Source organism: Enterobacter sp. BIDMC109 (genome assembly GCF_001037885.1).
GTDB classification, from domain to species: Bacteria; Pseudomonadota; Gammaproteobacteria; order Enterobacterales; family Enterobacteriaceae; genus Enterobacter; species Enterobacter hormaechei_C.
The window spans coordinates 3137577-3151615 of sequence record NZ_KQ090002.1 but is presented as its reverse complement, the minus strand read 5'-3'; the positions used below and the strand labels follow the sequence as shown (position 1 = coordinate 3151615).

Sequence of the window (14039 nt, the reverse complement as noted above, 5' to 3'; positions counted from 1 at the left end):
TTTTTATCTCACGACCATCACCGGAATGTGGGTGTGGCGGATCACGCTGGAGGCGTTCGACCCCAGCAGGTGAGTGGTGATGGAAGGGTTACGTGAACCAATCACTACCACGTCGGCATTTAATTCCCCCGCCAGCTCATTAACGGCGTCGCGCACGCTACCGAACCGGACGTGGGTTTTGATGCGGGAAGGATCGATGCTGAAGTGCCCGACCATGGTTTGCAGGCGTGTCTCGGCTTCATGCTGTAAATGCTCTTCAAAACGACGCACATCAGCAGCGAAACGATGCAGGCTCAGGCTGGCAGAGCCCGGTAAAACATGCAGAAGATGAATAACTCCGTCCTGCTGCGCGAGAAATTCCGCGTGACGTACAGCCTTATCACTCAGTTCCATTTCGAAAACATCAACCGGCATAATGATTGTTTGATACATAACCGTTTCTCCTTGTTTATAAACGCTGAAATCATTCAACCACAAAATATAAAAGGTTTCTGTAATCCCGACAGCACTTTTTTATCTCGCCAGGATAAATCTCAAAACAGCCGGATTCCGGGGCAGATCCCGAGAGGTAGCTACCCTTTTATAAGCTTACCCACACCCTTTCGGAGGTTGCATGAAAGCTCTCACCTATCACGGTCCACATCATGTTCGGGTCGATAATGTCCCCGATCCGGGCATCGAACAGCCTGACGATATCATCCTGCGCGTAACGGCCACGGCGATCTGTGGTTCTGATTTGCATCTTTATCGCGGAAAAATTCCCAAGGTCCAGCACGGCGATATCTTTGGTCATGAATTTATGGGCGAGGTGGTGGAGTGCGGGAGCGAAGTGAAAAACGTGCAGAAAGGTGACCGGGTGGTGATCCCGTTTGTGATTGCCTGCGGTGACTGCTTCTTTTGCCAGATGCAACAGTACGCGGCCTGCGAAAACACGAATCGCGGGCAGGGCGCGGCGCTGAACAAAAAGCAAATTCCCGCCCCTGCCGCGCTGTTTGGCTACAGCCATCTTTACGGCGGCGTGCCGGGCGGACAGGCGGAGTATGTGCGCGTCCCGAAAGGCAACGTGGGGCCGTTTAAAGTGCCCCAGCTGCTGTCTGACGACAAAGCGCTTTTCCTGTCAGATATTCTGCCTACCGCCTGGCAGGCGGTAAAAAATGCGCAGATCCAGAAAGGCTCCAGCGTCGCCGTATTCGGGGCCGGGCCGGTGGGGTTACTGACCATTGCCTGCGCGCGGCTTCTCGGCGCAGAGCAGATTTTCGTGGTTGACCATCATCCCTATCGACTGCGGTTTGCCCAGGAGCGCTACGGCGCGATCCCGATTAACTTTGATGACGATAACGACGCGGCGGAGAAAATCATTGAGCAAACGGCCGGACAGCGCGGAGTGGATGCGGTGATTGATGCCGTCGGGTTTGAGGCCAAAGGCAGCACCACGGAAACGATCCTCAGTAACCTGAAAATTGAAGGCAGCAGCGGCAAAGCCCTGCGCCAGTGCATTGCTGCGGTGCGACGCGGCGGCGTGGTCAGCGTGCCGGGCGTGTACGCCGGTTTTATTCACGGCTTCCTGTTTGGCGATGCCTTCGATAAAGGGCTGAGCTTTAAGATGGGGCAGACCCACGTCCATGCCTGGCTGGGAGAGCTGCTGCCGCTCATCGAAAAGGGGCTGCTTACCCCAGAAGATATTGTGACCCACTATCTTCCGCTGGCTGATGCGGAACGCGCCTATAAGATCTTCGAAAAACGGGAGGAGGAGTGCCGCAAGGTGATCCTGGTGCCTGGCGCAGACACCCCGGAGGCAGCGCAGCAGAAAGTGAAGGGACTGGTGAATGCCTTCCCCGGCGGCGTTGTGTGAGGCTCCTCACTCACCAGTGGCGCTCAAGATACAGCACCGCCACGACGAGGATCGCCAGGATGATGAGAAAAACCAGTGTGATAACAAGTATCTCACCCATGACCGTCCCCACGGCACTACAACAGACTAAGCGTGGATTAAGCGGTTTTTGTCCGGTATAGCACAATAGGGTGAATTTGCGGAAAGAGGATGCGGGTGCATCCTCTGTGCAAAGCGGGGTCGCTTGTTCAGAAGGGATTAACGCAGGTAATCGCCAGCGGCTTCGGGCTGGTAGAGCAGCTCAAGCACTTCCAGGTGAGCTGAGGCGCCGCCCGGGAGTTCCCAGTGGATGGTATCGCCCGTGCGCAGTCCAAGCAGCGCTGCGCCCACGGGTGCCAGCACCGACAGTTGCGTGCTGCTGTCGGTCATCTGCGCCGGATAGACCAGCGTACGAGTGAGCTCCTCTCCGGTGGTCAGGTTGCGGAACTTCACCTGGCTGTTCATGGTGACCACATCATGCGGCATGGTCTCAGGCGTACACATCTGCGCCCGGTCGAGCTCTTCGTTCAGCGCATCGGCTACCGGCAGCGAGGCGAATTCTGGTTTCTCCAACAGTCGGTCAATACGTTCTGCGTCGAGTTCATTGATGATAATCGTAGGTCTGGACATTTTTACTCCATGTCGTTAATGCTGCGTGTAACGCAGAAACCAATCCAAAAGAAAACCCTCGCCGTCTGGCAGCGAGGGTTTAACTTATCTGATGATACTGTCTGAAACCGTAAGTTTGAAGTGATGAAGGTCACAATCATGCGCCATATGAATTTTTGGCAATAAACCCGGCGTCCCGATTCACGCTGAACGGAAATTTCGTTACGCTGGAAAGACTGAACCCGGGCAATGCGCGTTGCAGCCCCAGCGTAGAGAGAGCGATATGTACTTTTACCAACCGTCTCAGGGGCACGGCCTGCCGCACGACCCGCTGAACGCCATTATCGGTCCACGTCCGATTGGCTGGATCTCATCCTGTGATAAGGCCGGTCAACTGAACCTTGCCCCGTACAGCTTCTTTAACTGCTTTAACTATCGCCCACCGATCATTGGTTTTTCCAGCAACGGCTGGAAGGATAGCGTGCGGAATATTACCGAAACGGGGGAGTTTGTCTGGAACCTCGCAACGCGCGATCTGGCCGAGGCGATGAATGAAACCTCCGCCACGCTCCCTCATGGCGAGGATGAATTTACCTTTGCAGGCCTGACGCCCGTAGCCAGCCAGCTTGTGAGCTCGCCGCGCGTGGCGGAAAGCCCGGTGAATTTCGAGTGTCGATTGTCACAGTGCATTCAGCTTACCGGCGCGGATGGGACACCGATTGATACCTGGCTGGTGCTCGGCGAAGTCGTGGGCGTCCATATCGCCGAGAGTTTGCTGGAAGAGGGGATTTACCAGACCGCGAAAGCGCAGCCCATTCTGCGTGCGGGTGGACCGACGGCCTACTACGCCATCAGTGACAGCCATCGCTTCGATCTGGTACGCCCGGATGCGCGCAGGGGGTGATATGCACGCAACCCTGTTGCCCGCCGATCAGCAGTTTTTTGCCGATCTGTTGAGCGGCCTGGTGCTCAACCCACAGCAGCTGGGGCGAGTCTGGTTTGCTCAACGTGGCGCGTCTGACGCTGTCGGAAGCGTGAGCCGCGACTGGCCACGGCTTGATGTCGTTCTTCGCGGGGAATATGGCAACAGACTGGTTACCGGGCACCAGACCCTCTGCCAGGGGGAAATGCTGTTTCTTCCCGCCCAGGCCGCCAGCGTCCCGGTGTTTGAACGACCGGTCATGCTGCTGAGCATTCTTTTTGCGCCGTCGTGGCTGGGGCTGGTGTTTCATGATACCCGTCATGGGCGCTCCGTGCCTGCGCAGCGACACGTTGAGCTTCCTCATCCTGAACGAGGCGAATGTGCTGCGATGCTGATGGCCCTGACGCACCTGAGCGCTTCCCCGCAGGATCAGGCCATTATTCAACCGCTGGTGCTGAGCCTGCTGCATTGGTGCCGGAAAGTGGTGTCGTCGCTGCCTGAACCGGGACTGTCGCGCGGGGATTTCCTCTATCAGAGCATTTGTAACTGGGTGCAGGAAAACTATGCTGAATCCCTGTCGCGGGACAGCGTCGCCGCGCTGTTTAATATTTCGGCTAACCATCTGTCACGCCTGTTCTCCCAACAGGGGACGATGAGTTTTGTGGATTACGTTCGTTGGGTGCGTATGGCGAAGGCGAGAACCATCCTGCAAAAATACCACCTGCCGGTGGGGGAAGTGGCGAAGCGCTGCGGCTATGCCGATAGCGACTATTTTAGCCGTCTGTTCCGGCGCCAGTTTGGCCTGACGCCGGGGGAGTATCGCGCACGCTTTCAGTGACAGTCAGAACGTGATTTCAGCGTTCAGCAGATCCAGGATACTTTGCGGCGTCGTTGCTGCAAACAGCGACTCGCGAAACGTTTTATTGACCAGCTTCCGCGCCAGCTGGGAAAAGACCTTCACGTGATTAATCCCTTCCTGAGCGCCGAGCGTCAGCATGATCACCAGCTCGACGTCGCCCAAATCCGACTCCCAGTCAATCGCCCTGTCCAGGCGTGCAATGCTGATGCTGGAGTGGCGTATCCATTGCGATTTGGTGTGAGGGATCGCCACGCCAAACCCGACGGCGGTGGTGACAATCTCTTCGCGCTGCCAGAGATCTTCTTCAAGTTCGAGCGGGTTTTCGGTCCTGCCATGAATCGCAAGATTTCCGCATAAGAACTGAAGCACCTGCTCTTTTGAGGTCAGCGGCTCATTGACCACGATAGTCTCCAGCGCCAGCAAGGGACGCGGCGGCGCTTCCGGTGTGAAATCCGCCAGCAGGGCTTCAATTTCCTCTGCGCTGCGGCTGTCGCAGGCCTTATCTGCCAGCGCCCGGCAGGCCGCCATGTCCAGCTGACGCAGCTGGGTTTTTACCGCAGGGATGCGCGGCCCGCTCATGCTGAACTCATCTAAGCCCAGACCAAGCAGAAGAGGGAGGTAGCGCTGCTCTCCGCCAAGTTCCCCGCAAATGCCGACCCATTTCCCGTGACGATGCGCTGCGGTGACTATCTGGCGAACCATGCGTAAAAAAGATGGTGTGATGGGGTTATACAGCGCCGAAACGCGCGGGTTGTTGCGATCGACAGCGTAGAGATACTGAGTCATATCGTTCGAGCCGATACTGAAGAAATCCACCTCTTCGCAGAAGTGATCGATGATAAAGCAGACTGAAGGCACTTCAACCATGATCCCCAGCGGCAGGTGCGCGGTGTGACGTAACCCCTGTGAGGCCAGGGCGTCACGAACGTTTTGCAGCTCCTGTTTGATCCATAAAATCTGATCGAGACTGTGCACCATCGGGATCATCAACAGCGCATTGCCGCTCGCGCCTGCGCGTAAGATCGCGCGCAGTTGGGTGCGGAAGAGATCGGCAAATTCGGGATAAATGCGAACGGCGCGATAGCCGAGGAACGGGTTTTCTTCCTGGGGAATGTTCAGGTAAGGGATCTGCTTATCGCCGCCGATGTCCATTGTGCGAAAGATGACCGGCTTGCCCTGCGCGGAGAGCAGCACCTGCTGATAGGCTTCGAATTGCTCCTGCTCGTCCGGCGCGGAGTCTCTGTCCATATACAGCATTTCAGTGCGAAACAGCCCGATACCCTGCGCGCCGCAGGTAAACGCCCCGGGCGCTTCCAGCGCGCTGCCGATGTTGGCGGCAATCTCTACCGGTACGTTGTCGCGGGTGAGTGCTGGAAGACCCGCATCTTTGATCTGCTGCTGGTGGCGTCGGTCGGCAAGGCGCTGCGCCACGCTATAGTAATCATTCACCGCGTCGTTGGGTTCAACGACCAGCACGCTACAGATGCCGTCCAGAATGACCTCTTTTCCCATCAACGGCGCCAGCGAGGCGACCGTTAAACCACTCAGCACAGGCACGGAGGCCGCGCGTGCCAGGATCAGCGTATGCGACGTCCGGCCTGTTTTTTCAAGCACCATGCCTTTCAGGTACTGCGTGTCGAGGCTGAGAAACTGGCTGGGCGTCAGATCTTCCGCCACCAGAATAGTGGGGGCGCTGAGGGTGAATGCGGAGGTTTGCTGCAACTCCGGCCAGGTAATGTTAAGAAGCTGCTCGCTGATGTCTCGAATATCGCTGACGCGTTCACGCAGGTAGTCGCTGGCGGAGAGCGACAGCTTGTCGCAGATCAGCTCCATATTACGAATGATCGCCTCCGCAAGGCTTAGCCGCTCCTCGGCGATCAGTCGGCGTATGGTGCCGCCAAACTCCTCATCCTGGATCAGCGAAAGATGCGCGCTGAGAATGGTTTTACTCTCGCCGTCCAGCCCGCGCAGACGGTGGTTGAGCTGTTCAGCCAGCGTCGCCAGGCTGTGTTCCAGGCGGGTAATATCTTCCGGCGAGGCGGGGATCTGACAATAACGTTTGAGGTTATCGCTCTGCCAGCCTCGCAGAGTGCCAGCCCCGATGCCACTGGCGAGCGTAATGCCGTGCTGAAGGTGGGGAGCAAGCCTTACAAGCGAACGGGGCAGGGGATGCGCAACGTGCGGCGCGTCGCCGGAGGGAATACTGTCGCTGTCGATAAACGCGCCGGTGAGATACGCCTCCAGCACGCGTCGGGCCTGCTCCTCGTCGCTGCCGTTAATTTCCAGCACGCAGCTGTCATTAAACAGCGTACCGGTACTGATCAGCGCCAGCGAGCTTTTGGCATCCGCGTGAGTGTTAAGCCGTCTGTTGATAAAACGGATGTCGCTGCGCCATGCGCTGCACTGCTCTTTTAACGCCCAGGCCGGACGCGCATGCAGGCCGTTGGGCAGTGGGCAGAAAAATTCAATTGAAAGCATACTTCCTCCTGGCCGCGTGAGATCAGCATCTGAAGTCCGTCAGATGATCCACGGTCTCACGGTTCATGCATGCCACAAGCGCGACAAGCAGTTGTTGGGTGTGATGAATGTCTTTTTCGTCGGCAATGGATGCCGCGCAGTGCCCGTGTCGGGTCGGGGGACCAAGCACAAGAGTCGGCACGCCAGTGCCGGAGAGATGGATCGCCCCGCCGTCCGTTCCGCCGTTGCTGAACATGTCTTTTTGCAGCGGGATCCCTTGCGAGCGCGCGATCGTCTCAGCCAGCGCAATCAGTTTGGCTGGGGCGATGAGCGTTTTGTCGTACAGCACCAGCATCGGGCCCGCACCGATCTGGCGATGGTTGGCGCTGCCATAATCGAAATTTTTTGACCAGCAGGCGGTATCCAGCACCAGCGCGATATCAGGATGAATGGCGCGCGTGGCGGTCTGGCCGCCGCGCAGGCCGACCTCTTCACTTGAGCTGGCCACCAGCCAAAGCTCGCAGTCGAGCGGCGTCTGGTGCAGCTCGCGCAGCAGCGCAATCAGCAGGTAACAGCCGAGACGATCGTCGAAGGCTTTACCCATCACCCGATTGTGGGGAAGGGTCTGAAAGGGTGTATCGAACGTCACGCGGTCGCCTGCGTCGATACCGGCGGCGAACACCTCCTTCGCCGACGTCGCGCCAATGTCGACACGCAAATTGTCAACGTTTTCTCCTTTCAGATCTCCATCCAGCAGGCCCGGTATTTTTTCCCCGTTACGCGTGGTGATGCGCACCGGCTGAAGGGTACGGGCCATCATGCGCACGTTGCCGATGGGCAGGACATCAATGGCCCCTTCGCGCGAGACGCTACGCACCATAAAACCGACTTCATCCATATGGGCGCAGACCATCACCTTCGGGCCCCGGCTTTGGTTGACGCGGATAAGCACGGAACCCAGCCCATCAAACTGAACCTCTTTATGGTATTTTTGCGCCTCACTGAGCAGGATGTCGCGTACCTCTTGCTCTGAGGCCGCAATGGCGTCTGCTTCGCTCAGGGCGCGCAGTAAATCTCTGTCCACTCTTGTTCTCCCGTCAGCAATAGCCGTTTGTCGAGGGTATAAAGCACCTCGGCGCCCGTTTCCGTCACCAGCACCACATCTTCAATTCGTACCCCGCCCAGGTGTTCAAGGTAGATCCCCGGCTCAACGGTCAGCACCATGCCGGGCTGTAACAGGGTGCGATCGGTGGGGGAAAAACGTGGATTTTCATGGACATCAATACCAATGGCATGGCCGGTGTTATGCCCGAACTGCGGGCCGTAACCTGCACGTTCAATCACGGAACGTGCGGCGCTATCGATCTGATGACAGGAAACGCCGGGGCGGATGGCATCAATGGCCGCCTGTTGTGCCGCCAGAACGATCTGGTACACCGCATAGAGAGGGTGCTCCTCCGGCGGCGTGTTTTGCCCGGCGACAAGAAAGGTCCTTGTCATATCCGAGCAATACCCCTGGTGTTGGGCGCCGAAATCAAGGGTGATCATCTCGCCAGGCATAATCACTTTGTCAGAGGCTTTGCCGTGGGGCAGCGCACCGCGCGGCCCGCTGGCGACAATGGTGTCGAAAGAGGGCTTGTCCGCACCCTCCTGCTTCATAAACCACTCCAGCTCGGCAGCGACTTCACGCTCGCGCATACCGGGCTGAATGAAACGCCGGATGTGTCGTGCGGCGCGGTCGGCAATGCCGCATGCTGCACGGATACGGTCGATTTCGTCAGCGCTTTTTATCTGCCGCAGCGCGTCGAGCGAGGTGCTGCAAAGGGTAGTATTCAGCGTATCGCGCCACAGCACGCCTGTTTGCCAGCTCACGTATTCACCCTCAAAGCCAAGACGGGTAAGATCTTCCTTCGCAATAATCTGGTTCACCGCCTGCGCAAACGGGTTCTCCGTGTTAAGCAGGTGCATCTCATAGCCCGCCGCTCGTGAAGCGATATCGCTGTAGTAACGGAAATCCACCAGGATATGTGCCGCGGTTTGTGTCACCAGCACATATCCCGAACCGGTTGAAATGCCCAGGTGCGGCTGTTTATTCTGGCGCGAAGAGATGAGCACGCCGTCCAGTTTTTCCGCAGCCAGCCAGGCATGAAGCCTTCTCAGTAATTCCATGGTTCACCCCGTTACAGCGTGTCGATAGCGAGTTTTCCGCGCTTGTGCAGACTGTTACGAATAATCACGACCAACAGCGCGGTGATCGCCGCCCCGACCACAATACTGAGCATGTACGCCCCCAGATTGGTGACCAGCGGCCACGCCCAGATCGCCGATTCAGGGAACCACTGCACGGCACCGAGCGCGGTGGCGGTCATCGCACCCGCGATCGCACCCGCCATATACGCCGGCAGCGTCGCAAGCGGATTTTCCAGCAGGAACGGGATGGCCCCTTCACTGATGCCCATAAAGGCGAGGAACATGGCCGTTTTGCCTTGCGGATAAAGCTGCGGACTAAACAGGCGTTTGCCGGTCAGACGATGGTCAATCAGCGTGGCCAGCCCCAGACCAATGGGCGGAATAACAATCGCCACGGCGCGGGAGGTGATGGGCAGGACATGATCGGTTGTCAGCCCCAGGCCAACAAATCCCGCCGCTTTGTTAATGGGGCCGCCGAGATCGATCGCCGTGGCCGCCGCCATCCCGATGGCGTACATCATGGAGCCCGCCTGACCCGCCGCCAGCAGTACGGTCCGCATACCTGCATTCAGCCAGCCGCCAATCGGCGTGATGATGTAATACATCGCCAGCATCACAAACAGCGCCGAGAGGATTGGGATCAGAAAGGTGCTTTTAAAGGCCAGCAGATACTGCGGTACGTTAATACGGCTATTCAGCCATTTGACCAGATAGCCTGCGGCTATGGCGATAATCAGCGCGCCAATAAACGTGGAGGGCACGGGTTTGGTGGCAAGCCAGGTCAGTTTTTCCGCATCAAAGTTCAGCACCAGCGTCGGCTGCGTGGCGACAAGGCCACCGATAAACCCGGCCGGGAAGGCCAGCTTTCCGCCGATAGAGTTGGCAACAAAGGCGGCAAACATCGGGATGGCGAAGCTGAACAGCAGCCCGCCGAACGATTCGGTCAGATAGCCAAATTTCAATACCGAGAGATTGAAACCGGTGAATTTGCCTGAGTTAAGCGCGTCGAGAATACCGGTGTCAGGCGGGATCTCCAGCCAGACGTAGGCGATGAGCTGTGAAATGGCGAGGATAACCCCGCCCATGATAAGCGTTGGCACCATGCGGGATATCCCCGACATAATGTGCTGTGGAAGCTCTTTCCAGAAAGACGCACTGGCGGCAACCGGTGCGGATTTGATGGCAAGTGTGTCACCCTCGTGACTGTCCGGGCGAACCGCGCTGCGTTTTTTAATAGCCATGACGAAAACCCCTGGGTGTGAGGATTATTATTGTTCTGCTGCAATCATCTCTTCGATCTCTTTCAGGGTGCCTGCCGCGTTTTTAATGGCGTCCTGAAGCGTAATCTCATACACGTCGCGCGTTTCGAAGCGCTCATTGTCTTCCGGGGTGATCGCGATGGCGTGGATAATAATGTCAGCGTCGGCAATATCCTGTGGGGTCAGGCGATTCTGGATCCCGTCCGCGCCCTGGGTTTCAATTTTTACCTCATAACCGGCTTCCGTCGCTGCGTCTTCCAGCGCCTGGGCTGCCATGAAGGTATGTGCCAGGCCCATCGGGCAGGCGCACAGTGCAATCAGTTTTTTAGCCATGTGAAATTCCTCCTGTAGATAACGCCATGATTATGGCGGGGAGGTTTCAGTGATGTTTACCGGATTAATAATGCTTTTGCTGGAAAAATGATGCGTGTGAGCGGAAGTGTGAGGTTAATCGTCATATCACGGAAATCAATGAAAAACCGGGCAAAAAGGTGCCCGGCGCAGCATCAGTAACCGGCTTTATCAATGACAAACTGTTTGCCGCAGTTGCCCGGATGCGGCTGTGGCGCAAAGGAGCCGGCAGAGAGCGGGTTGTTGATGGTGCTGGCGTTCAGCGAGATCTGCATCTCGGTCAGATAAGCCGGATTGCCGTGGCAGGTAAGCTTGAACGCTTTTACGCTCTGTTTCCCCCAGCTTTTGGCCACGGCTGCATCGAAGTCGCTGCGGCGGACGGTTTTGCCATAATTTTCCGCCAGAAATTTTCCTGCCGCGCTGTGCTTCACTTCCTGGTTCATGCGCACCATGGTGCCGAAGTAAGCGTCGGGATCAAAACCAAAGCAGACGCCGTGTTTCGCGTATTCATAACGTTCAAGGCAGGAGTTGCCGCCCGCGCCGGGCATCACGCTGTTCAGCTTCGCCGCGCCGGTTAGCGATAGTCCGGTCTCTGCGGCGTCACATTTGCGGCTGGCTTTTGCTTCCGGCATATTCGGAACCGGACGAGTGGCACAGCCGAAGCGCATCCAGCGGCGTTCATCCACTCCGCGAGCGGCAATAGATTTCGGCAGCGCGGGCCATAAGCCGTGGACGGTCAGAAAATCGGTTTTGTTGCTGCTCTCTTTTTGCAGGCGACACTCTTCCGGTTCGTCACGGTTACGTTCGACCATGCTCTGGCAAAATCCGGTTTGCCAGGAAAGGGCCAGAACGTAGCGATCGAAATCGCCGTACTGGGTTGGCTTAAGCGGATCTGCCTGAATTGAGAAGACACAGAGTGCAAGCGCTACTGCGCCAGACGGGATAACGATATCCTTCCTGAACATTTGCTTTCCTGATTGGTTGGGCGCGATTAATTTCTGGGGGTTATTAAAGCACAAAAAGCGCCCGCAGGCGCTTTTTGGAAATCAGGAATTTCGCTTAGGCAGCGCCGGGAAGCAGCACTTCGGTGGCGATAATAACGATAATCAGGCCAACCAGCACCGGCACTGACGTGCGTTTTACCACTTCAAACGGAGAGATTTTCGCCATCCCCGCAACCGCAACCACCACGCCCGATACCGGAGAAATGGTACGACCCAGGTTGGAAGCCTGAAGCATTGGAATGGACAGGTAAGCCGGGTTGATGCCGGAGGAGTGCGCCAGCTTAGGGATCATCTCAACAAAGGCGTAGAACGGCGCGTTACCGGAGCCGGTGGTCATCGCCGCCAGCATGGTCAGCACCACCAGCACCAGCATCAGGATAATGCTAGCCGAGCCGAACGAGGTGGCGATAGAGATCAGGCTCTGAATAAAGCCGATGGTGCTCAGCCCCTGGGCAAACACCCCCGCGGCAACCAGCAGCATCACCACGCCCGCGAAGGCATCCGCCATACCGCGGAAGGCAACTTCCAGACCCGTGAACACTTTCTGGGTGTTAAAACCATGAACGAATTCCAGGATGGCCGCCAGCAGCATACAGATCACCAGGATAGTGATGATGTGCAGCTGCGGGCCCCATTTGCCGTCGAAAATAAGCACGCCAATAATCGGCGTGAAGGGCAGGATGGAATAAAACGCCGGGGCGGTAGTGGTGATTTCGCTGACGTCCATCATTTCATGGCTGACGTTCTCTTTCTTATCGAGATAGCGCTGCCAGAAGAAATGCGCCACGCCCATGCCGAGAATAGCGGTGATGGAGATCGGCAGTGTGGTTTTGAAGGCGAAGTCAATCAACGACATTTCCGCGGCTTTTGCGGCCAGCACTACGTCACCGGAAGTAGGGGAGAGAATAATCGCCGCCGGAGAGGCGCAAATAGCCGCCGCTGCGCCACGGCTGATCCCGACGTTAACCATTACCGGGAACAACGTTGCCATTAACAGCACGCCAAGGCCCGTTGCTGAGGAAACGGCTAATGACATCAGACAGGCCAGGAAATAGGCCGCGACCATCAGCAGATAGGGGGAATTAATATATTGCAGCGGCTTAGAAGCCAGCTTTACCACCATATCATTCGCGCCGATATGGGTCATATAGGCAGCAAAACCGCAGAGCATCATGATCATCATGCCCAGGTCGCCGCCGCGGCTCATCAGCAGAATTTTTATATATTCCACAATATCGGTAGCGGTATATCCGGTGCTGGCTTCGCTGGCGGGTAAAACCTGATGACCCATTAGCGCGCTAATGATCAGCAGCGTCAGGCCGCCGACAAATAGCACGCCGGTGGCTGAGTAACCTTTAATGATGTAGCGTGCTACACCGACAATGACCACGACTCCAATGAGGAGTTCGAGAAAAGTAAGCATGATTTCCCCTGTATCCTTGCTGCCCGAGAGACAAATAATCAATAAAAAAGAAGCTGAAATGTGCCGAATAAATGTCCAGTCCTTGCTGATTAAAATCAAGAAAGAGACTACTAAAGGCACTGATGACGATATTTTTGCTAACCCTGCGTCATTTATATTAAGACGTTATTGACCTGATGAATAGATATTATATGTCATTAAATTGATGGTGAAGTGTTAAGGTTTTGAGTATTACTTGCCGAGAATCGATTTAAAACGTAAATCTCTTTAAAACCACTTCTCTTTCATTCTTTTGCCTGCTTATACTCGGTTCACTTTTACCCTATCCGACGATCTGAATATGCACGCCAGCTGGACATATCGCCTGCGCTTTATCAAAAAACATCTGCTGATGTTTTTGCTGGCGTTTGGCTGGCTGTTGATCCAGAGTCAGGTGGCCGTCGCCTCCCATCAATGTTCAATGGATTTGCGGGGTGAGGTGGCCACTATCCAGCACATGGAGATGATGGCGCAACCGGGGCCGCATTATGCTGCCGGTGCTTCACCGCTGTGTGAAAAGCATTGTGTGCCGGATCAGGTACAAAAAGATCCTGCCCAGCCGCATCTGGTGGCGCTGCCTGCCGCCATGACCCTGACCTTAACGACCCCAGAGTGCTCGTCTGCAAGCCATTCTGCGTGGTCCGTTACCCCCCCTGCTGTGGGGCCGCCGGCAACGATCCGCTACTGCCGGTTTCGGGAGTAAAAACCTGTTAATTCGTTGATTTTATTTACTTAACGTTTAACAGGAGTTTTATCATGCGTACCGTATTCCTTTCCGCGCTGGTTGGCGCGTCCGTCTCTTTCGCTTCTTATACCGTTCAGGCAAACCAGACCTGGCAGGGCCGCGGCGTGGTTCAGTCGATCTCTGACGGCGCCGTCATGCTCCGGCACGAGGCCATACCGGAACTAAAATGGCCAGCAATGACCATGCCGTTTACTTTATCTGCCGACGCCACGCTGAATGGCGCCAAACCGGGGGATGAAGTGACCTTCACGCTTGAGCGTGCGGGTGACGGTTTCCAGATTATCTCGCTGACGCCAGCACGCTAAGCGAGG

15 protein-coding genes are annotated in these 14039 nt (G+C 56.5%); 5 read left to right on the top strand and 10 right to left on the bottom strand.

Annotation, left to right across the window (positions count from 1 at the left end):
* Positions 1 to 3: 3 nt before the first annotated feature.
* Positions 4 to 432 (bottom strand): universal stress protein UspG, encoded by a 429-nt coding sequence (uspG, locus tag SK62_RS14920; protein ID WP_006809652.1) that lies wholly within the window; start codon positions 430 to 432, stop codon positions 4 to 6.
* Positions 433 to 613: 181 nt separating this feature from the next.
* Between uspG and SK62_RS14915 the strand changes: the two genes are divergently transcribed.
* The gene (locus tag SK62_RS14915; protein ID WP_023303283.1) at positions 614 to 1852 is read left to right on the top strand and encodes a zinc-dependent alcohol dehydrogenase; all 1239 of its coding nucleotides are present in this window, start codon (positions 614 to 616) and stop codon (positions 1850 to 1852) included.
* Between the two features lie 10 nt (positions 1853 to 1862).
* Here SK62_RS14915 and yldA read toward each other — a convergent pair whose 3' ends face one another.
* A complete protein-coding gene (gene yldA / locus SK62_RS23235; protein ID WP_015571155.1) occupies positions 1863 to 1952 on the bottom strand; it encodes a small membrane protein YldA in 90 nt (29 codons plus the stop codon).
* Between the two features lie 137 nt (positions 1953 to 2089).
* The gene (rnk, locus tag SK62_RS14910; RefSeq protein ID WP_006809650.1) at positions 2090 to 2500 is read right to left on the bottom strand and encodes a nucleoside diphosphate kinase regulator; all 411 of its coding nucleotides are present in this window, start codon (positions 2498 to 2500) and stop codon (positions 2090 to 2092) included.
* A 262-nt stretch (positions 2501 to 2762) separates the two neighbouring features.
* Here rnk and SK62_RS14905 point away from each other — a divergent pair, with 262 nt between their 5' ends.
* Both SK62_RS14905 and SK62_RS14900 read left to right on the top strand, forming a co-directional pair.
* Positions 2763 to 3383, top strand: a complete 621-nt coding sequence (locus SK62_RS14905) for a flavin reductase family protein (protein WP_003858756.1) — start codon at positions 2763 to 2765, stop codon at positions 3381 to 3383.
* Between the two features lies 1 nt (position 3384).
* Positions 3385 to 4239 (top strand): helix-turn-helix domain-containing protein, encoded by an 855-nt coding sequence (locus SK62_RS14900; protein WP_032647671.1) that lies wholly within the window; start codon positions 3385 to 3387, stop codon positions 4237 to 4239.
* Between the two features lie 3 nt (positions 4240 to 4242).
* Here the strand turns inward: SK62_RS14900 and ptsP are convergent, their stop codons facing one another.
* The 7 genes from ptsP to dcuC all read right to left on the bottom strand — a co-directional run bounded on the left by ptsP (position 4243) and on the right by dcuC (position 12944).
* Positions 4243 to 6738, bottom strand: a complete 2496-nt coding sequence (gene ptsP, locus SK62_RS14895) for a phosphoenolpyruvate--protein phosphotransferase (RefSeq protein WP_032620084.1) — start codon at positions 6736 to 6738, stop codon at positions 4243 to 4245.
* A gap of 22 nt (positions 6739 to 6760) precedes the next feature.
* A complete protein-coding gene (gene ypdE / locus SK62_RS14890) occupies positions 6761 to 7801 on the bottom strand; it encodes an aminopeptidase (RefSeq protein ID WP_045348558.1) in 1041 nt (346 codons plus the stop codon).
* Positions 7774 to 8886 carry an aminopeptidase gene (gene ypdF, locus SK62_RS14885; protein ID WP_045348557.1) on the bottom strand — a complete coding sequence of 371 codons (1113 nt, stop codon included), beginning with the start codon at positions 8884 to 8886 and terminating at the stop codon, positions 7774 to 7776. Before ypdF ends, ypdE begins: the two co-directional genes overlap by 28 nt.
* A gap of 11 nt (positions 8887 to 8897) precedes the next feature.
* The gene (locus SK62_RS14880) at positions 8898 to 10148 is read right to left on the bottom strand and encodes a PTS fructose transporter subunit IIC (RefSeq protein ID WP_017694322.1); all 1251 of its coding nucleotides are present in this window, start codon (positions 10146 to 10148) and stop codon (positions 8898 to 8900) included.
* Between the two features lie 27 nt (positions 10149 to 10175).
* Complete coding sequence (locus SK62_RS14875; protein WP_017382483.1) at positions 10176 to 10499, bottom strand: PTS fructose transporter subunit IIB; 324 nt, start codon at positions 10497 to 10499, stop codon at positions 10176 to 10178.
* 173 nt (positions 10500 to 10672) lie between these two features.
* Positions 10673 to 11482 carry a ribonuclease I gene (rna, locus tag SK62_RS14870; protein WP_003858741.1) on the bottom strand — a complete coding sequence of 270 codons (810 nt, stop codon included), beginning with the start codon at positions 11480 to 11482 and terminating at the stop codon, positions 10673 to 10675.
* 94 nt (positions 11483 to 11576) lie between these two features.
* Positions 11577 to 12944, bottom strand: a complete 1368-nt coding sequence (dcuC, locus tag SK62_RS14865; protein WP_047718633.1) for an anaerobic C4-dicarboxylate transporter DcuC — start codon at positions 12942 to 12944, stop codon at positions 11577 to 11579.
* 340 nt (positions 12945 to 13284) lie between these two features.
* Here dcuC and SK62_RS14860 point away from each other — a divergent pair, with 340 nt between their 5' ends.
* Positions 13285 to 13686: a hypothetical protein gene (locus SK62_RS14860; protein ID WP_032620077.1), complete on the top strand. Its 402-nt coding sequence runs from the start codon at positions 13285 to 13287 to the stop codon at positions 13684 to 13686.
* 53 nt (positions 13687 to 13739) lie between these two features.
* Complete coding sequence (locus SK62_RS14855) at positions 13740 to 14033, top strand: copper-binding protein (protein ID WP_045615079.1); 294 nt, start codon at positions 13740 to 13742, stop codon at positions 14031 to 14033.
* Positions 14034 to 14039 lie beyond the last annotated feature (6 nt).